The organism is Solwaraspora sp. WMMD1047 (assembly GCF_029626155.1).
In the GTDB taxonomy this organism is placed as follows: domain Bacteria; phylum Actinomycetota; class Actinomycetes; order Mycobacteriales; family Micromonosporaceae; genus WMMD1047.
The window spans coordinates 4,236,856-4,256,268 of the sequence record NZ_JARUBL010000001.1; the positions used below are offsets into that span (position 1 = coordinate 4,236,856).

The following is a 19,413-nucleotide window of genomic DNA, read 5'->3' on the forward strand; positions in this document are numbered from 1 at the left end:
GATGACCGTCGTCGGCACCCGTCCCGAGATCATCCGACTCTCCCGGGTGATCGCCCGGCTGGACGAGGAGGTGGAGCACCGGCTGGTGCACACCGGCCAGAACTGGGACCCGCAGCTCAGCGACGTGTTCTTCAAGGAGCTCGAACTGCGGCCGCCGGACCACTGGCTCGACGTGCCGGTGACCTCCCTCGGCGCCGTCCTCGGCGGGGTCCTCGCCCGGGTGGAGCCGGTCCTGCTCGACGAACGCCCGGACGCCGTCCTGGTGCTCGGCGACACGAACAGCTGCCTGGCCGCCGTCATGGCGAAGCGGCTGGGCATCCCGGTCTTCCACATGGAGGCCGGCAACCGGTGCTTCGACGAGAACGTCCCCGAGGAGACCAACCGCCGGATCATCGACCACATCGCGGACTTCAACCTCTGCTACACCGAGCACGCCCGCCGGAACCTGCTGGCGGAGGGGCTGCCGGCCCGCCGGGTCTTCGTCACCGGTTCGCCGATGGCCGAGGTGCTCACCGCGTACGACGATCGGATCGTCCGGTCCGACGTGCTGGACCGGCTGGGTCTGACGCCGCGCGGCTACTTCCTCGTCTCGATGCACCGGGAGGAGAACGTCGACGACCCGGCGCGGCTGGAGGTGCTGGTGCGGGCGCTCGACGAGCTCGCGGCGCGGCACCGGACCCGGGTGGTGGCGAGCACCCACCCGCGGCTGCGCAAGCGGCTCGCCGGCCTGGGCCCGAGCGGCGCCGGCCGGATCGAGTTCCTGGAACCGTTCGGCTTTCTCGACTACAACAAGCTCCAGCGCCAGGCCCGGTGCGTGCTGTCGGACAGCGGCACGATAAGTGAGGAGTCGGCCATCTCCGGCTTCCCGGCGGTGACCATCCGCGACGCGATGGAACGGCCGGAGGCCCTCGACAGTGGATCCATCGTCCTGGCCGGCGTCACCGCCGAGGCGATCGGACGCTGCGTCGACCTGGTCACCGCCCAGTGGGAGTCCGGGGTACGGCCCACGGTCCCGGTGGACTACCAGGTGCCGGACTGCTCGATCCGGGTCAGCCGGATCATCCACGGGCTCGCCGGGCTGCACCACCGTTGGTCGGGTCTGCGCCCGAAGCGCTGGCACCGGACGGAGGGCTGATGCGGGTCGTCCTGATCCATCGCTACTTCTGGCCGGACTCGGCGCCGTACGCCCACATCCTCCATCAGCTCGCCCGCCGGCTCGGCGAGGACGGGCACCGGGTGGAGGTCCTGACCTGCCAACCCTCGTACCGGCCGCCGACCGGGCCGCCGGCACCCCGGCGGGAGCGGCTGGACGACCGGGTGACGGTCCGTCGCTGGCCGGTCTTCCCGGACCGCCGGTACGCCGCGGTCAAGGTGGTCAACCTCGTGCTGTTCTGCGGCTGGTTGCTGGCCACCGGAATCCGGCTGGGCCGGGCCGACGTCGTGCTCGCGGCATCGACGCCGCCCGTCGCGGTGGCCCGGGTGGCGTCCCTCATCGCGCGCCGCTGCCGGGCCCGGTTCGTCTACCACAAGCAGGACATCTATCCGGAGGTCATGGTCGCCGCCGGGTCGCCCCAAGCGGGCCGCGTCGTGGGCACCCTGCGGCGCGTCGACGCGCGGACCGATCGCCGCGCGGACCGGGTGGTGGTGCTCTCCCGGGACATGGCGGAGACCGTCCGCGGCCGCGGCGTGCGGCCCGACCGGATCGCCGTCATCAACAACTTCGACCCGTGGTCGCCGGATTCCGCGGAGCACTCAGCGCTGCCGGACCGCCCCGGACGCCGGCCGGGTGACCCCCTGCGGGTGGTCTTCGCCGGCAACCTCGGCCGGTTCCAGAATCTGGAGACGCTGCTCGTCGCACTCACCAGGCTGGCGGCCGAACCCCTGGTCACGGTGGACTTCTTCGGGGACGGACCGATGCGCGGCCCGGTGCAGCGGGAGATCGCCCGACACGGCCTGAACGCCCGGGTCCACGGCTACCGGCCACCGGCCGAGGTGGCCCGGTTCCTGCGGCGCGAGGCGGACCTCGGGATCGTCTCACTGCTGCCCGGGATGATCCGGGCGGCGTACCCGAGCCGGACCCTGAGCTACCTGCGGCACGGCTGCCCGGTGCTGGCGCTCGTGGAACGGGAGAGCGAACTCGCCGAGATGATCGTCGACGCGGGCGCCGGGGTGCAGGTCGATCCGACCGACGCGGAGCAGCTCGCCGAGACGCTCCGGTCGCTCGCCCACCAGCCGGGTGACCTGGTCGGTGCCCACCACCGGGCCGCCGCCCTCTACGACCGGTTCCGGGCCGAGCGGCAACTCGACCGGTGGACGGAACTCTTCGACCGACTCGGCGGGCCGCGGCAGGCCGCCGGCTCCGATCTGGAAGGTACGACGGTATGAGGCGAGCCGGACAGCCACCTGCGCCTCCGCGGCGCATCGTGATCCTCGGCGCGGCCCGGTCCGGGACCAAGGTGCTGCGTGACGCGCTCGCCACGGCCACCGGCGCGGGGGCGGTGCCCTACGACATCGGGTACGTGTGGCGGTACGGCAACGAGGACCGGCGCGACGACGTGCTCGATCCCGCCCTCCTCGACGACCGGGCCCGGGCGTTCATCCGGGGATTCGTCGACCGGTACGCCGACGGCGACCCGCCGACGGTGATCGAGAAGACCGTCGGCAACTGCCTGCGGCTGCCCGCGGTGGCGGCCGTGCTGCCGGAGGCGGGCTTCGTCCACCTGATCCGCGACGGGGTCGATGCCACCGAGTCGATCCGTCGCCAGTGGACGGAGCCGACCGACCTACGCTATCTGCTCCGTAAGGGGCGGCACTTCCCCGTCCGGCTGGCACCCCGCTACGGGGCCAGATATCTGGGCTCCATCGTCCGGCAGCGGGTGGACCGCGACCACCGGCTCGCCTCGTGGGGGCCCCGGTACCCCGGGATCGACGACGACCTGCGCCGGAAGGACCTGCTCGTGGTCGCGGCCCGGCAGTGGCGGGAGTCGGTCACCCGGGTGCGGTCCGACGCCGATCGGATCGGTCTCCCCCTCGTCGAGGTCCGGTACGAACGGCTGGTGGGCGACCCGGAACGGGAACTGACCGACCTGGCGGACCGGTTGCGGGTCCCGCTGCGGCCGGTCGGGCTGCGGCGGGCCTGCGCGATGCTGACCCCCCGGCACCTGGGCACCGGACAGCGGAACCTCCCGCGTGCCGACCTCGTCGCGATCGACACCGAAATCGGAGATCTCCTGGAGCGCCTCGGTTACCGACGACCGGCGGCGGTGCGCGCCCTGGGCGGCTCCGGGATGGGATCGCGACATGCCGACGGACACTGACCAGACCCACCGCGACTCGGTCGCGGATCCACCCGGCCGATCCGCCCCTCGAATGCCCCGACCGTCTCGGCCACCTCGGCCGACACGGCCCGGCAAGGTGTGGCGCGAGCTGCTGACCGCCGGACCGGCCCTCGCCTTGGCGGCCGTGGTGGGTGTCGGCGCGGCGACCGTTCCGATGATCACGGTAGCCGTCTGCGCCGGCGCGATCGCCGCGATGATCGCGGCGCGGTTCCGGACGGCCGCCACCCTCACCCTCTTCGCCGTCCTCGCCTCACCGATCTTCATCGAGGCCAGTTCGGGACTGCCGACCATCTCCCGGCTGATCACCCCGCCGGGGGCCGTCGGCCCGGAGGAGCGCGGGATTCACCTGGGAATCATCCTCATCCTGCCGTTGGCGACCTTCGCCCTGCTCGACCGGGCCTGGCGGCCGCGGGCCTGCCAGCCGTACGGCAGCCGGCTGATCGGGTGGCTGTTCTTCCTCTACACGGCCGGCATCGTCATCGGTGTCGCGCTGGGCGGCGGCCTCAACGCGATCGTCTTCTACATCCAGACGATCACCCCGCTGCTCGCCTGGTACGCGGTCACGACCAGACAGGTGAACATCCGGAAGGTCTGCCGGGTGGTCATCGTGGCGACCCTCGGGTGTCTCCTGCTGGTGCACGCCACGGTCATCTACCACTCGGGAGCCACCCTGCTGGGCAACGAGTCGGTGGAGCGGGTGCTCACCGCCGGCATCCCGCAGTACCGCAACTACTTTCCCTTCATCATGGTTTGCGGTCTGGCACTCGCCGTGGGCTGCTTCCGCGCGCACCGCCGCAGCAGCATCGCACTCATCACGGCCACCGTGCTGGCCCTGCCGCTGCTGTGGTCCCGCACCGGACTGGCGATGCTGTTCCTGGCGGCCGCGGTGGCATATTTCGCCCAACCCAGGCAGGTCAGCATCCCCCTGCGCCTGGCCATCGGCACGATCGGTGGTCTCGCCGGGCTGGCGCTGCTGGTGCCGCTGGTCTCCCGCGGCATGATCGGTGAGCGCGGCGAGGAATCCGCGAAGCTGTCCGCGGAGAACCGGGTGGACATCTTTCGGAACGGATTCGACCGGCTGGTCCACAGTCCGATCTTCGGCGACAGCTTCCGGCCACTCGACCTCGGACCCGATGCCGGGGAACTGAGCAACATGGTCCTCTTCCGGGCCCACAACCAGTATCTCGACATCGCCCTGCGGGGTGGCGTCCCGGCCGCCCTGTTGGCCATTACGCTGCTCATCCTGTTCTCGGTGCGGGCGTGGAGAATCGCGCGCCAGTCTCCCGACCGGGACATGGCGGGATTCCACGCGGCCCTTTTGGGCATCACCGCGGCGATCTGTGTGGGCAACTTCGCCCACCTGTTCATGGTCCAGCCCTGGACCGGCGGGCTGTTCTTCGCCCTGCTCGGAATCTCCAGCCTCTGCCCGACCCCGCCGTCGGGTCGGCACGGCTCGTCACCCGGGATAATCCCGCCCGCGGGCACCGACACCACCAGACCGATGACCGCGCTGTCGACATCGCGGCAGACCCGAGGAGCATTCGCATGAGCCGCGCTGGCGACGGCCGCAGAAAATTCCGTTACCGGTGGAACCACCGCAGTCCGATTCACCGGATCGTCGTCCGGGCGGCGAACCGGATACTGCCGCTCGTTCCCCACCCGGTGAAGTACGCCGTGACCGACGCGTTGCGCCGGGGCCAGCAGCCGTACCGCCTGCTCGTTCCCGGCTCCGTCGCCATCCAGGTCGGTGCCCCTCGGGACACCCTGCGGGCGGGACGCTCCCGCGCCATGGCGTTCGCCCGCCGGACCCGCGCCCAGGGCCAACTGCTGGTGGTGGAGCCGGACCGGGCCAGCGTCGAGGAGTTCCAGCGGGTGGCGCGCCGGCGCGGGTTCGATCACATCGAGGTGGTCCACGCGGCGGCCTGGTCGGAGCGGACGACCCTGACCATGAGAGTCGACCCGGGTCATCCGGCGACCAACTTCACCGCCGGCTGCGCCACCTACTCCACCGCCGAGGTTGCCCGGTTCCAGGAGATCTGCGTCGAGGCCCTGCCCATCGACGACCTGGTCGACCGCGCCGGCCTGGACCGGGTCGACGTCGTCAGCATCACCACCAACGGCGCCGAGGAGGAGATTCTGCGGGGCCTGCGGCGGACGATCGAACGGTTCCGGCCGTACATCTGCCTGGCCCACACCCGAGGCTCGTACACGGCACTGATGGACGCGCTCGGCTACGAGCTGATGGGACAGGACGACCGGGGGTTCACCTTCCGCCACCGGCAGGCTGAGCCGGCCGGTCGGTCTCCGGTCCGGACCGGTCACGGCTGAGATTCCGACCGGCCCGCATCCGCAGCGCCCGGCGGGCGAGCGACACGTGCCCGACGTAGGCGACCACCGTCAGGGCGGAGAAGCACGCCACCGCGGCCCGCAGATCGATCCAGCCGGCCACCAACGGGACGAAGGCCAGGGTGAGGCCGGTCAGCCGGCAGGCATCCCAGACGAACTGGTCCCAGTTCCGGCCGAGCGCGTTCAGGGTCTGACCGAGGGGGGAGACGGCGAACTGGGCGATCAGGAACGGGGTCAGGATCAGCAGCATCGTTCCCACCCCGACCCATTCGGCGCCGAAGATCCGGCCGGCCAGGGCGTGCACTCCGACCGCGAGGACCACGAGGCAGCCGGTCCCGAGCATGAGGAGTCGGACCAGCGCCCGGTCGTAGCCGGCCAACGCCGTCTCCGGTGTGGTCCGCACCTGCCGGGCGACCTCCCCGAAAACGATCGGGAGCAGCGCCTGCCCGAGCAACGCGATGGGCATCAACCCGACCCGCATCGCCAGTGCCAGGTCGGCCGCCGCCGCCCCGCCGGCCACCGGAACCGCGACCAGCACCGGCAGGTTCAACGCCAGGCTGTTCATCAGGCTGGCGGGCGCCGCTGCCACGACGAATCCGCGGTGACGGTCGAGCACCGTCCGGACCCGTACCCCGGACGCCGGCACCCGAAGGCGCAGGCGCAGCAGCAGCGCGCCCGCTCCGTAGCCGGCCGCGCTGGCCACCAGCAGTCCACCCGGCGTCGGGTCCAGCAGCCCGAAGGCGATCTGCCCGGACGCCGACACCACGGCCACCGCCAGCCGCGACGCGGCCACCAGGCCGTACCGCTCGTCCCGTACGCAGGCGTAGGTGAGCGTGTTGCTCAGGCCGAACAGGGTCACCACCGCACCGAGCGCGACCACTTCCAGCAGGCCGCCGTCGTCCACCCGCCCGGCCGTCGCCGACCAGGCCAGACCGACAAGTGCCGCCCCCCCGCCGACGGCGACATTGAGCCGGCGGGCGACCCCGATCAACGCCGCCGCGTCGTCGTCGCTCGCCGTGGTGATCGCGATCTCCAGCCGGAACGCGCTGACGCCGGCGACCACGACGGCCACCGCGAACAGGCTCGCGAACTGACCGAACGCGGCCGGCGGGTAGAGCCGGACGACGACAAGCACGGCCCCGAGATTGATCACCTGAGCGACCAGGAGCGACCCCAGCCGGCGGGCCTGTCCCCTCTTCAAGGCTTCTCCACTATGTGCCGACTTCGCACCCAGCCCATCGGCAGGTCGTACGGAGGTCAACGACCGGACTGCCGCGCCGTGACGCCCGAACCGCTGCGAAAATCGCGCGCCGACCGCAAAGGACGCCGTCTCATATCTCATTGGAGGGGAAAATAATGAAACACGCGTGAACCATCCGCGGTTCAGATAGAGCTATACCTGGAATGCGGACGCCCGCATGCCGCCGCAATTGCCAGGTCAGCGGAAGTGATGGGAAGTTCGCACATGCAGACGACCGCCCCGCCCCAGCACGCCCGCGCCAGCGCGTCCCGATCGTTACCGGTCCGCTCGGCGCTCAACATTGCGATGGTCATTGGTACGACCGCGGCATGGGTGGTCGGCACCGCCACGGCGTCGTGGGCCCGGTACGAGTTCGACTTCACCGGAGACCGGATCCGGCAGGCCGTCCTGATCGGAATCGCCGGCGCGGTGCTGCACCACGCCGCCGCTCTGCTGCTGCGGCACTCGACCGGTCAGCACCCCCTGGGCAGCCTGCCGGAGGTGCGGGAGCTGACCGCGACGGTGGCCGGCACGGCAAGCATCCTCTTCCTGTACGTGATCACGGCGGCCCAGCGGCCCGTGCCGGCCAGCACCCCGATCATCGGTGGCGCGGTGGCGTTGCTGTTCATGCTGGCCGCCCGCACGGCGTACCGGTACCACCGGGACCGGTCCCTGCGACCCAACGCCAACGCGGCCACCCCGGTCCTGCTGTTCGGCCTGGGGGCGGCCGGCCAGGCGCTGCTGAGGGCGATGCTGAGCGACCCGCAGGGCGGGTACCTGCCGGTCGCCCTGCTCGACGACGACCCGGACAAGCAGCATCTGCGCATCGACGGCGTTCCGGTGCTCGGCACCCGGTACGACATCGCGGCGGCGGTCCGGCGCACCGGGGCGCGCACGGTCATCTTCTCGGTGGCCAACGCGAACGCCGAACTCATTCGGACGATCCGCACGGCCACCCTGGACGCGGGCGCCGACTTCAAGGTGCTGCCGCCGGTCCGGGAACTGGTCGACGACCGGATCCGGGTCAGCGACGTCCGGGATGTCGACATCGCCGACCTGCTCGGCCGCCGCCAGGTGGTGGCCGACCTGGCCGGCACCGACACCGCCCTGGCCGGCCGGCGGGTGCTGGTCACCGGCGCCGGCGGCTCGATCGGGTCGGAGCTCTGCCGCCAGATCATGCGGGCGAATCCCGGCGAGCTGATGATGCTGGACCGCGACGAGTCGGCCCTGCACGCCCTGCAGCTGTCGCTGCACGGTCGGGCCCTGCTGGACGGGCCGGAGTTGATCCTCGCCGACCTGCGCGACGCGGAACGGGTCCGGCGGATATTCGCCGAGCGCCGCCCCGAGGTGGTCTTCCACGCCGCGGCCCTGAAACACCTGACCCTGCTCCAGCGGCATCCCGGGGAGGCGGTCCGGACCAACGTGCTCGGCACCCAGGCCGTCCTGGACGCCTGCCGCGGGGTCGCGATGTTCGTCAACATCTCCACCGACAAGGCGGCCAACCCGACAAGCGTGCTCGGCTACTCCAAGCGGATCACCGAGCGGCTGACCGCGTACGCCGCCGCCCACACCGAGGGGACCTTCCTCAGCGTCCGGTTCGGCAACGTTCTGAGCAGCCGCGGGTCCGTGGTCACCGCCTTCCAGCAGCAGATCGAGGCCGGTCTGCCGCTGACCGTCACCCATCCCGACGTGACCCGGTATCTGATGACCATTCAGGAGGCGGTGCACCTGGTCCTGCAGGCCGCCGCGATCGGGCGGGACGGCGAGGCGCTGGTGCTCGACATGGGCAGCCCGGTCCGCATCGCCGACTTGGCCCGCCAGCTCGCGGAGCAGGCCGCGCGGCCGGTCGACATCCTCTACACCGGACTGCGGCCGGGCGAGAAGCTGCACGAGGACCTGCTCGGCTCCGGCGAGATCGACGTCCGGCCGCTGCATCCGCTCGTCTCCCACGTCGCCGTGCCGGCCCTGCATCCCGCGGACGCGATGGCGCTCGACCCGTACGACGATCCGGAGAAGATCATCGCGAGGCTGGCCGGTCTCTGTGTCCAGCCACCCTGGCCGGTTACCCCGACCGTGGCGAATTCCCGGCGCGGTTCCCAGCTCGACCGGCTGGTCCCACCGACCGGCTGAGCACGGCGGTATCGCCCGGTCGGCGACCGGCCGAGCGCGTCGACAGCACAACCCGACCGATCAACTCATTGACATGCCTTTCCTGGCAGGCGAGGCTCCCGCGTGGAGATCCTTCGACCAAGGGGGCATGAATGAGGAGAACACGGCTGGCGATCGCCTGCGTGTTTACCTTGGTGGGCGCGTTGGCGCTGACCGCACCGGCCAGCGCACGACCACCGACCGACCCGGCGGGTTCGCCGCGGGCGGCCACCGACCGGGCCACGCTGGAGGTCTACACCGGCACCGTCGACTCAGCACAGCTCGCCCTGCTGAGGGCGGCCGGAGTGGACGCTCACGACGCGACGACCGGCCAGGACGGGACCGGCAAGGTCACCGTCGAGGCGGTCCTCAGCCCGGCCCAGGCCGCCCGGCTGATCGGGCAGGGCGTCCCGCTGGCGGTGAAGAAGGTCGACGGCGCCGAGGCGTCCCGGGCCCTGCGGTCGGAGTCGGCGCGGGGTTGGAGCGCGTTCCGCTCCTTCAGTGAGCCAGGCGGGATCCGCGACGAGATCAACGCGACCGCCGCCCGGCACCCCCGGTTGACGAAGGTCGAGACGATCGGCCGATCGGTCCAGAACAAGCCGATCCTCGCCGTCAAGGTGACGAAGAACGCCCGGAACTCACCGGACGGCAGCCGGCCGTCGGTGCTCTACGTCGGTGCCCAGCACGCCCGGGAGTGGATCACGCCGGAGATGACCCGCCGGCTCATGCACCACGTGCTGGACAGCTACGGCACCGATCCGGCGATCACGCAGCTGGTCGACACCACCGAGCTCTGGTTCGTCCCGGTGGCCAACCCGGACGGCTACGACTTCACCTTCACCGAAGGTAACCGCCTGTGGCGCAAGAACCTGCGCGACAACAACGGCGACGGGCAGATCACCGCGGGCGACGGCGTGGACCTGAACCGGAACTTCGCCTACAAGTGGGGTTACGACAACGAGGGCTCCTCCCCCGACCCGGCGAGCGAGACCTACCGCGGCCCGGGGCCGAACTCGGAGCCGGAGACGAAGGCGCTGAACCGGCTCTTCGGCCGGATCGGCTTCGACTTCATGATCAACTATCATTCCGCGGCGGAGCTGCTGCTCTACGGCATCGGCTGGCAGGTGAGCACCCCCAGCCCGGACGACGTGATCTACCAGGCGCTGGTCGGCGACGACGCGAATCCGGCGGTGCCCGGCTACGACCCGGACATCTCCGCCGAGCTCTACACCACCAACGGTGACACCGACACCCACGCCACGGTCCGGCACGGGACCCTCGGCTTCACCCCGGAGATGTCCACCTGCCAGACCATCTCCAACCTCTACCCGGACGACGAGTGGGAGGCCGCCGACTGTGCCAGCGGGTTCAACTTCCCCGACGACGAGGAGCTGATCGCCCAGGAGGTGGCGAAGAACATCCCGTTCGCGCTCTCGGTGGCCAATTCCGCCCGGGACCCGGCCGACCCGATCTCCTCCCTCGGGCTGCGTACCCCGGACTTCGTGGTCGACGAGTTCCCGGTCTCCTACGGGTCCAGGCAGCCGGTGGCGACGGTCGCCCGGCGGTCACTGCTCAACCTGGAGATGCACTACGTCATCAACGGCGGCAAGCCCCGCACCGTCGCGGCCCGCGAATGGCGCGGTGGTGAGCGGTACGGCGACAGCCACGACGACTACTACGCCGAGTTCCGCGGCAACGTGACCGGTGCGAAGCCGGGCGACGAGGTGAAGGTCTGGTTCACCGGCATCCGGCCGCGCTCCACCCACCACCCGGAACGCGAGAAGGTCGCCAGCGAGCCGTTCACCTACCGGGTGCACACGGAGATCGGCGGCGAGGCGCTGGTGCTGGCGATGGAGGACGTCACCGGGGCCAGCCCCACCCAGGAGGGCAACGCGGCGAAGTACGCCGACGAGGTGGCCGCCGGCCTGACCGCCGCCGGCTACACCAGCGACCTGTACGACTTCGACGTGATGGGCCGCTCGGCGCCGCACCCGCTGGGGGTGCTGTCGCACTACGACGCGGTGGTCTGGGAAACCGGCGACGACATCCTCCTGCGCGCGGTGGGGCAGCCCGCCGGGACCACCACCCGCTCCGCGCTGGAGACCGAACTGGCCGTCCGGGACTACCTCAACGAGGGCGGCAAGCTGCTGGTCAGCGGCAAGTACGCGCTCTTCGGGCAGGCCGCCGACGGGTCGTACTACTACGCACCGGACGCGCCGCCGGAGTGCCCGGCGCCGGGCGGCACCTGCCTGCCGCTCTTCAACGATTTCCAGCAGTACTACCTGGGCGCGTACGCCAACGTCAGCGACGGCGGGACGGACCCGGACGGCAACCCCTATCCGCTGGCCGGCACGGAGGGCGGGTTCGACGGGTTCGCCGGTGAGCTCAACGCGGCCGGCTCGGCCGGCAACCAGGACCACACCGCGTCGTTCCTGACCACGTCCGGGTTCCTGCCGCCTGACCAGTTCCCGCAGTTCGGCGGCTCGGCCCCGGTCGACTGGGTGCGGCCGGGCGGCGCGCCGTTCGACCCGCACAGCGGCGAGTGGTACCTGTTCAGCGGGCAGTCCGACGTGTCGTACAAGCGGCTGAGCCGGACCGTCGACCTCACCGAGGCCACCGCCGGCGAACTGCGGTTCTTCACCTCGTACGACACCGAGGCGAACTGGGACCACCTGTTCGTCGAGGCGCACGAGGTGGGCACCGACAACTGGACCACCCTGCCGGACGCCAACGGCCACACCAGCACCGACACCGGTGAGAGCTGCCAGTCCGGGTGGAACGAGCTGCATCCGTTCCTCGACCACTACCAGGGTGCCGACTGCTCGCCGACCGGCAGCACCGGTTCGTGGCATGCCGCGTCCGGCCCGTCGAACGGGTGGCAGGAGTGGTCGATCGACCTGACCGGGTACGCCGGCAAGCAGGTCGAGGTCTCGATCACGTACGCCTCGGACTGGGCCACCCAGGGCCTCGGGGTGTTCCTGGACGACACCCGGGTGATCGTGGACGGCGAGACGGTGGCGGAGACCTCGTTCGAGTCCGACCTCGGCGGTTGGACGGTGGCCGCGCCGCCGGCCGGCTCCCAGCCGGCCGCCGAGAGCTGGTCGCGCAGCCAGCAGGCGTTCGAGGAGGGCGCGGTGGTGGTCACCGAGGACACCGTCTTCCTCGGGTTCGGCCTGGAGGGTCTGGCTCCGGCCGCCCGGGACGATCTGGTGGCCCGCTCGATGGGGCACCTGTTCGGCCCGACGGCCGGGGCGCCCCGGCCCTGATCCGTCCGGTACCACGGTGCCGTCGGGGAGGCTCGGCCTCCCCGGCGGCACCGGCCGTTTCCGCCGCAGTCAGCCCGTGAGAACCTGACCGGCCGGCGCCTCGGTCCGGTCGCGCTGACCGGGCTGCCGGTCCGCCGGGTCGAGGTGCCGCCGGACCGCGGCGTCGATCGCCGCCGCGTGGCGCTGCGGCGACCAGCGCTCACGCAGCTCCTCCCGGCAGGCATCGGCGATCACCTGTTCGCCGTCGCGCATCCGGTCCAGCCAGTCGGCGATGACGTCCGCGAGGCTGTCGACGGAGCCGTCCCGGTAGTGGCCGCCGGTCACCCCGGCGCGGATGCACTCCGATTCCGGCATCTGCTCGTACTCGTTGTCGCTGGTGACGACGGGCCGGCCGTACGAGAGGCTCTGCACCGCGGTCAGGCCGGCGAACTTCGGTACCACGGTCAGCCTCGCCCGCTCGTAGATGAGCCGGAGTCGGCGTTCGCCGTAGACCGGGCCGAGTAGCCGCAGGTCGACGCCGAGTTCGTTCGCCAGCCGCCGCAGGTTGTCGTGCTCCGGGCCGCCGCCGGCCAGGATCACGGTGATCGGGCGGCCCCGCTCGGCCAACCGGGCGGCCGCCTGGAGCAGCAGATCGAGACGCTTGTACGCGTTCTGCCGGATCACCGCCGCGACGGCGTCGGCCCCCGGCGCAGGCAGCAGCGCGGCGAGTTCCGCCAGAGCGGCGGCCGCGCTCCCCTCGCCGGCCGCGCTCCCCTCGCCGGCCGGGCCCTCGTCGGTACTTTCCTCGACGGACGACCGCAGGCTGTTGCCGATCACCGTCATCCGGTGGTCGGGGTACCCCATGGCCCGGCCGATCCGCCGGCCGACCTGGCCGTAGAGCAGCAGGCCGTGCGCGAGCCGGTAGAACGCCAGCCGGGTCAGCCGCCGCCAGCCCTGGTCCGGGCGGTGCCACCCGATCGTCCAGTAGAGAACCCTAGTCCGCCGCAGCCGGCAGACCAGCGCCCCGACCCAGGAGGAGAGGAACGCGGCGCAGCCCTGGAAGATGACCGCGTCGTACCGGCCGGTGAGCAGGAGTCGGACCAGCCCGGCCTGCCAGAGGGCCCCCCGCAGCCAGGTGTTGCGGAGCCGGTGGAAGGGGGTCATCTGGTCGGCGGGGATGATCGGAATGCCGGAGTTGTGGGCGTCCACGTCGGCCGCGAACTCGTACCGGACCGGTCCGCATCCGCGGAGCTCCTCGAACACCCCGTAGCGGTAGTGCGGAAGGTACGGGTAGACGACGAGCACCCGGGGGGGTCCGGCCGGGCGGGTCCGCTCGCGCCGGGCGATCCTGCCCAGCATCCGAGGTATCCCGCGCACCAGCCGAGGTACCAGGTCCTGCCTGGGCACCGAAACCACCAACCTTCACGCTCGCCGCTCGCCGCGCGGTCACCCGCGGTCGACATCGGGCATCCACACCCGATGTCTCAACGAGCCGGCGCGCCTCCGGTCACCCGCGGCCCGTCAGCGGCGCGGCCCAGCACCCGCCGCCCGGTCACCACCAGCAGCAGTCCGGCGAGCACCGCGAACACGACATTGCCGATCCAGGCCACCTGGTCCGCGGGCCTGATCAGCGCGGTCAGCACGAAGCCGGCCCACGCATAGCTGGGCAACGCGCCAGCCACCAGCGCGAACTGGTGGCCGACCCGCCAGTCCGCCGAACGGGACCAGTGGATCACCAGGACGGCGCCGCCGAGGAGCAGGACGGCGGGCACGATGACACCACCCCACCAGTTCTCCGGTCGCGCGATGAACGCGCTCGACGCCACGAAGGTGGCCGCACCGAGCAGCCAGACCGGTGGGACCCTGCCCCACCGGCGGGTCGGACCCGGTCGAGGCGGTCCGGGTCGCGCGCCGACCACGGCCGCCACGATCAGCAGCAGGGCCGCCGTGGCCGCTCCGGCGAGTTGTCCGGGTGCGGCGAGGAAGCCCTCCGACGCGGACAGCGCCTGGAAGATGATGGCGCAGCCGAGCAGGTACAGCAGCGCGGTCGCGACCAGGCCGCGTCGGCCCAGCCAGGGTGTGGTCCGGCCCGCCGGGGTGAGCAGTTCGACGATCGCGATCGGGATGCCGATGCTCCAGACCGCATGCCCGACCAGGAAGGAGAGCGTGTGGTACCCGCTGATGCCGATCGCGGGGACCGGGGTGACGCGCTGGAACTCGTGGCCCTCGAAGGAGGGGTTGAACAGCGACTGGTCCACCAGTCCGGCCTCGATCAGGCCGTAGGCCACCCCGAGCAGGAGAATCGTCGGCCAGCCGCGACCGGCGCGGCGGGTGACCTCCCGGATGAGCAGCGCCCCGCCGCCGTAGAGCGGAATCAGGAACGGCAGCGCGAGGAGCTGGCCGGCCGGCACGTTGCCCAGCAGGTATTCGCCCACCCACGGCGCGAGGATCAGCAGGCCGATCGCCGGGGCGAGCCGGCGGCGTGGCCGGACGGGTTCGGAGGGGGTCATCGGCACATCGTCGTCGGGCCGCCACCTCCGCCTCTAGGTGCGGAGGTCGACGGCCCGGGTCGACCTAGGTCTACGCCGGACGGCGGTCAGCTTGCTTCTGCCGGACCGGCGACCGTCGTCAGACGGTGGCGGATCAGATGTACCTCGTGGCGGTCTTCGTGTATGTCGTGTACTGGTTGCCGGGGTAGAAGGTTGAACCGGACACGGTGATAGTCACGAAGGCGAATGCGGAACTCGAGGCGAAGGTGCCGCTGAACGTCTCGCAGTCCTGGTAGTAGACGATGTGGTTGACAGAGGCGGTGCCGCCCTGAATGACAACGCGGGAGCTCGGATAGGTGTTCTGCCCGCAGAGCGTCACCGAGTAGCTCGCCGAGGCGCTTCCCGTCCTCGTCACGGTACCGGTGGCGTTGCCGAGCGGCTGGGTGTCGTTGTAGCCGCCTCGGACCGATTCGTTGAACGAGGCCGTGGCCGCCTGGGCGCTTACCGCGGGGAGCGCGGCAACTGCGGTCACGCCGACGGCGACCGCGGCCAGCAGGCGGACGAAGCGGGAGGGACGGACTTTGGGCATGCCTACTCCAGAGGTGGTGGGGAAAATGCGCTAACGGCTTGTCACCGATCGCGATCTCAATGCTAGGCCGACCGGAGCGAAAATGCACGCGCGGAATAGAGGGACGGCAATAGCTGTACGCCATAATTCACAGTTTCCTGCATCAATGTCATCATTTACACGACAACTGCTGGCCTGATGCGCAAATAACCGCAGTAAGGGACGATCTAGCGAATGCTCCGGCGCGGGAACGGAAGGCCGGGCGGCGCGCTAGCGCTTGGTGCGGTAGAGATACATGGTGATCGGTCCGAACACCGCGATCAGGCCGGCGGAGACGGCGAGCACCAGACCCAGTTGTCCGGCGGTGGCGTCGCCGGCCATCAGGCCGCGGACCGCGGTGGTGGCGTGGCTGATCGGGTTGGCCCGCACCGCGGCCTCCAGCCAGCCGGGCATGGTGGCCGGGTCGACGAAGATGTTGCTGCCGAAGGTGAGCGGGAAGAGCACCATCATGCTCACCCCCATCACCGAGTTCTGGGTGCGCAGCAGCAGCCCGAGCATGGTCCAGATCCAGCTCAGGCTGAACGCGAAGAGCAGCACCACGAGCACCCCGAGCACCACGCCGAGCGCCCCGCCGCCCGGCCGGAAGCCCAGCGCCAGGCCGAGCGCCAGCACCACCGTCGAGGCGAGGGTGTAGCGGAGCCCGTCGCCCAGCAGCGCGCCGACGATCGCCGACGGGCGCCAGATCGGCAGCGTCCGGAACCGGTCGAAGACGCCCTTGGTGATGTCGTTGTTCAGCGCCACCCCGGTGTACATGGAGATCATCACGACGGTCTGCAGCAGCACGCCCGGCAGCAGGTACTGCACGTACTCCCGGGGTGAGCCGGCCAACGCGCCACCGAGCAGGTAGGTGAAGATCAACGTGGTCATCAGCGGGAAGATGGTCACGTCGAAGAGCTGCTCCGGCACGTGCCGGATCTTGCGGATCGCCCGCCAGCCGAACGTCACCGACGCCGACAGCGGGGTCGGGCGCGGCGGCCGGGTCCGGGTGGCCAGCACCGCCCGCAGCGGATTCTCCGCGCCGGTGACCGCGCTGCCCGGCTCCGGGCTCGTCGTGGTCGAGGTCGTCGTCGGGGTCGTCGTCACGCTGCCACCTCCTCGGCGCGCTCGTCGGTGCTCTCCTCGGCCGGCCGGCCGGTCAACGCCAGGAACACCTCGTCCAGGCTCGGTTGGCCCAGCGAGAACTCGGTGACCGCCAGGCCGGCCCGGTTCAGCTCGACCAGGGCGTTGGCCACCCGCTCCGGGTCGGCGACCCGGGCAGAGAGCGCCAGCGGGTCGGAGCCGACGGCCACCGGCACCCCCAGCGCCTCGGCCAGCACCAGCTCGGCCGCCGGTCGCTGACCGGCGTCGCGGACCCGCACGTGCACCGCCCCGGCGCCGACCGAGGACTTCAGCTCGCCGCTGGTCCCCTCGGCGATCACCCGGCCGTGGTCTATCACGGCGATCCGGTCGGCGAGCTGGTCGGCCTCGTCGAGGTACTGCGTGGTGAGCAGGACCGTGGTGCCCGAGTCGACGAGCGCCCGGACGATGTCCCACACCTGGTTGCGGCTGCGCGGGTCGAGGCCGGTGGTCGGCTCGTCGAGGAAGAGCAGGTCCGGCGTGACCACGATGCTCGCGGCGATGTCCGCCCGGCGGCGCATCCCGCCGGAGTAGGTCTTCACCAGCCGGTCGCCCGCGTCGGCCAGCCCGAACGCGGTCAGCAGGTCGTCGGCACGCTGCCGGGCCGCCGCCCAGGGGGAGCCGAGCAGCCGGGCCAGCATGACCAGGTTCTCCCGGCCGGTCAGCTCGTCGTCGACCGAGGCGTACTGGCCGGTCAGGCCGACCCGGGCGCGGACCGCGTCGGCCTCCCGGACGATGTCGTGCCCGAAGACCCGCCCGCTGCCGCCGTCGGGGCGCAGCAGGGTGGCGAGCATCCGGATGGTGGTGGTCTTGCCGGCCCCGTTGGGTCCGAGGAAGCCGTAGACGCTGCCGGGCCGCACGGCGAGGTCGACGCCGTCCACCGCCCGCTTGTCGCCGAACGTCTTGACCAGGCCCGATGTCTCGATCGCCAGATCTGATGTCGCAGTCACCAATATCCCCCTGTGGAATGATCCGGCTCAGCCTGGCACCTCAATCGCGGTGCAGGTCAAGCCGGCCGAAGGTATATCAGGGGGCTCCGACAGTCAGCCGGTTTACGGTGGCCCGCCCACGGTCGTCAGGCCGTCCGGAGCACCTCCGAGACCAGCTCACGGGCCTCCTGCTGGATCCGGGTCAGGTGCTCCGGCCCCTGGAACGACTCGGCGTAGATCTTGTAGACGTCCTCGGTCCCGGAGGGCCGGGCCGCGAACCAGCCGGACTCCGTGCAGACCTTCAGCCCGCCGATCGGTGCGCCGTTGCCGGGCGCGGCGGTCAGCGTGTCGGTGATCGGCTCGCCGGCCAACTCGGTCGCCGTCACCTGCTCCGGCGAGAGCTTGCCGAGGACCGCCTTCTCTTCGCGGGTGGCCGGGGCGTCGATCCGGGCGTACGCCGGGTCGCCGAACCGGCCCACCAGGTCCGCGTAGTGCTCGCTCGGGGTGCGCCCGGTGCTGGCGAGGATCTCCGCCGCCAGCAGGCAGAGCAGGATGCCGTCCTTGTCGGTGGTCCAGGTGGTGCCGTCGGTACGCAGGAACGACGCGCCCGCGCTCTCCTCGCCGCCGAAGCCGACCGTCCCGTCGAGCAGCCCCGGCACGAACCACTTGAAGCCGACCGGCACCTCGACCAGCGGCCGGCCGATGTCGGCGGCGACCCGGTCGATCATCGACGAGGAGACCAGGGTCTTGCCGATCGCGGCGTTCGGCGACCAGCCCGACCGGCCGCGGAACAGGTAGGAGATCGCCACCGCCAGGTAGTGGTTCGGGTTCAGCAGGCCGGCGTCCGGGGTGACGATCCCGTGCCGGTCGGCGTCCGCGTCGTTGCCGGTGGATATCTGGTACGCCGACCGCGCGGCGATCAGCGAGGCCATCGCGTTCGGCGACGAGCAGTCCATCCGGATCTTGCCGTCGGTGTCCAGGGTCATGAAGCGCCAGGTCGGGTCGACGAGCGGGTTGACGACGGTGAGGTCCAGCCCGTGCCGGTCGGCGATCTCGCCCCAGTAGGCCACGCTGGCGCCGCCGAGCGGGTCGGCGCCGATCCGCACCCCGGCCGCCCGCACCGCGGCCAGGTCCACCGCCGAGGGCAGGTCGTCGACGTACGCGCCGAGGAAGTCGTACCGGCCGGTCGTCTCGGCCGACCGCGCCCGCGCGTACGGGATGCGCTTGATTTCCTTGAGGCCGTCGGCCAGCAGCGCGTTCGCCCGGTCCTGGATCCACCTGGTCGCGTCGCTGTCGGCCGGGCCGCCGTGCGTCGGGTTGTACTTGAACCCGCCGTCCGACGGCGGGTTGTGCGACGGGGTGACCACGATGCCGTCGGCCAGCCCGCCGTCCCGGCCCCGGTTGTGGGTGAGGATGGCGTGCGACAGCGCCGGGGTCGGGGTGTAGCCGTCCCGGCTGTCCACCAGCACGGTGACGGAGTTGGCCGCCAGCACCTCCAGCGCGGTGACGGTAGCCGGCTCGGAGAGGGCGTGGGTGTCCCGGGCCAGGAAGATCGGCCCGTCGATGCCCTGTTCGCGCCGGTATTCGCAGGTGGCCTGGGTGATGGCGAGGATGTGGTCCTCGTTGAAGGCGTTCTGCAGGCTGGAGCCCCGGTGGCCCGACGTGCCGAAGCTGACCTGCTGGGCCGGCTCGGCCGGATCGGGGTGCTCGGCGTAGTACGCGGTGACCAGCCGGGCCACGTCGACCAGGTCGGCGGGCTCGGCGGGCTGGCCGGCACGGGCGTGGGCCATCGGGTGGACCTCCTCGGTACTCGGATCACGGCGGGGTACTCAGACCATGGCGGGTGCGCGGAACGTCGCGGGCGCTCAGCGATTATCACCCGCCGCACCGCACCCGCGCCCGGGTTGCCGCTCCTCGCCCCCGCCGTTCGGCCG

General features: G+C 71.4%; 14 protein-coding genes. 7 read left to right on the forward strand and 7 right to left on the reverse strand.

All coding sequences use genetic code 11. The features are described from left to right. Position 1 precedes the first annotated feature (1 nt). The 5 genes from wecB to O7627_RS19290 all read left to right on the forward strand — a co-directional run bounded on the left by wecB (position 2) and on the right by O7627_RS19290 (position 5,666). Complete coding sequence (gene wecB, locus O7627_RS19270) at positions 2-1,135, forward strand: UDP-N-acetylglucosamine 2-epimerase (non-hydrolyzing) (protein WP_278098334.1); 1,134 nt, start codon at positions 2-4, stop codon at positions 1,133-1,135. Further along, positions 1,135-2,385, forward strand: coding sequence for a glycosyltransferase family 4 protein (locus tag O7627_RS19275; RefSeq protein ID WP_278094913.1), 1,251 nt, complete (start codon positions 1,135-1,137; stop codon positions 2,383-2,385). Before wecB ends, O7627_RS19275 begins: the two co-directional genes overlap by 1 nt. After that, positions 2,382-3,317 carry a sulfotransferase gene (locus O7627_RS19280; protein WP_278094914.1) on the forward strand — a complete coding sequence of 312 codons (936 nt, stop codon included), beginning with the start codon at positions 2,382-2,384 and terminating at the stop codon, positions 3,315-3,317. Before O7627_RS19275 ends, O7627_RS19280 begins: the two co-directional genes overlap by 4 nt. Before the next feature lie 175 nt (positions 3,318-3,492). Continuing rightward, positions 3,493-4,887, forward strand: a complete 1,395-nt coding sequence (locus O7627_RS19285) for an O-antigen ligase family protein (RefSeq protein ID WP_278094915.1) — start codon at positions 3,493-3,495, stop codon at positions 4,885-4,887. Continuing rightward, positions 4,884-5,666, forward strand: coding sequence for an FkbM family methyltransferase (locus tag O7627_RS19290; protein WP_278094916.1), 783 nt, complete (start codon positions 4,884-4,886; stop codon positions 5,664-5,666). The genes O7627_RS19285 and O7627_RS19290 overlap by 4 nt, the downstream gene beginning before the upstream one ends. On the opposite strand, the gene O7627_RS19295 is transcribed toward O7627_RS19290, so the two are convergent. Next, positions 5,602-6,885, reverse strand: coding sequence for a hypothetical protein (locus tag O7627_RS19295; RefSeq protein WP_278094917.1), 1,284 nt, complete (start codon positions 6,883-6,885; stop codon positions 5,602-5,604). The genes O7627_RS19290 and O7627_RS19295 overlap by 65 nt on opposite strands. Before the next feature lie 345 nt (positions 6,886-7,230). Between O7627_RS19295 and O7627_RS19300 the strand changes: the two genes are divergently transcribed. Both O7627_RS19300 and O7627_RS19305 read left to right on the forward strand, forming a co-directional pair. Continuing rightward, positions 7,231-9,054, forward strand: coding sequence for a nucleoside-diphosphate sugar epimerase/dehydratase (locus O7627_RS19300; RefSeq protein WP_278094918.1), 1,824 nt, complete (start codon positions 7,231-7,233; stop codon positions 9,052-9,054). A 131-nt stretch (positions 9,055-9,185) separates the two neighbouring features. Further along, positions 9,186-12,338 (forward strand): M14 family zinc carboxypeptidase, encoded by a 3,153-nt coding sequence (locus tag O7627_RS19305; protein ID WP_278094919.1) that lies wholly within the window; start codon positions 9,186-9,188, stop codon positions 12,336-12,338. 69 nt (positions 12,339-12,407) lie between these two features. Here the strand turns inward: O7627_RS19305 and O7627_RS19310 are convergent, their stop codons facing one another. The 6 genes from O7627_RS19310 to pgm all read right to left on the reverse strand — a co-directional run bounded on the left by O7627_RS19310 (position 12,408) and on the right by pgm (position 19,269). After that, entirely contained in the window at positions 12,408-13,676 is a 1,269-nt protein-coding gene (locus O7627_RS19310; protein WP_278094920.1) for a glycosyltransferase, read from the reverse strand. A 125-nt stretch (positions 13,677-13,801) separates the two neighbouring features. After that, on the reverse strand, positions 13,802-14,827 hold the full coding sequence (locus tag O7627_RS19315; protein ID WP_278094921.1) for a hypothetical protein: 1,026 nt from the start codon (positions 14,825-14,827) through the stop codon (positions 13,802-13,804). Between the two features lie 133 nt (positions 14,828-14,960). Beyond that, on the reverse strand, positions 14,961-15,395 hold the full coding sequence (locus tag O7627_RS19320; RefSeq protein WP_278094922.1) for a hypothetical protein: 435 nt from the start codon (positions 15,393-15,395) through the stop codon (positions 14,961-14,963). A gap of 249 nt (positions 15,396-15,644) precedes the next feature. Beyond that, the gene (locus O7627_RS19325; RefSeq protein ID WP_278098335.1) at positions 15,645-16,439 is read right to left on the reverse strand and encodes an ABC transporter permease; all 795 of its coding nucleotides are present in this window, start codon (positions 16,437-16,439) and stop codon (positions 15,645-15,647) included. A gap of 74 nt (positions 16,440-16,513) precedes the next feature. Then, complete coding sequence (locus tag O7627_RS19330; protein WP_278098336.1) at positions 16,514-17,506, reverse strand: ATP-binding cassette domain-containing protein; 993 nt, start codon at positions 17,504-17,506, stop codon at positions 16,514-16,516. Between the two features lie 119 nt (positions 17,507-17,625). Then, positions 17,626-19,269 (reverse strand): phosphoglucomutase (alpha-D-glucose-1,6-bisphosphate-dependent), encoded by a 1,644-nt coding sequence (pgm, locus tag O7627_RS19335; protein ID WP_278094923.1) that lies wholly within the window; start codon positions 19,267-19,269, stop codon positions 17,626-17,628. Between the last annotated feature and the right edge of the window lie 144 nt (positions 19,270-19,413).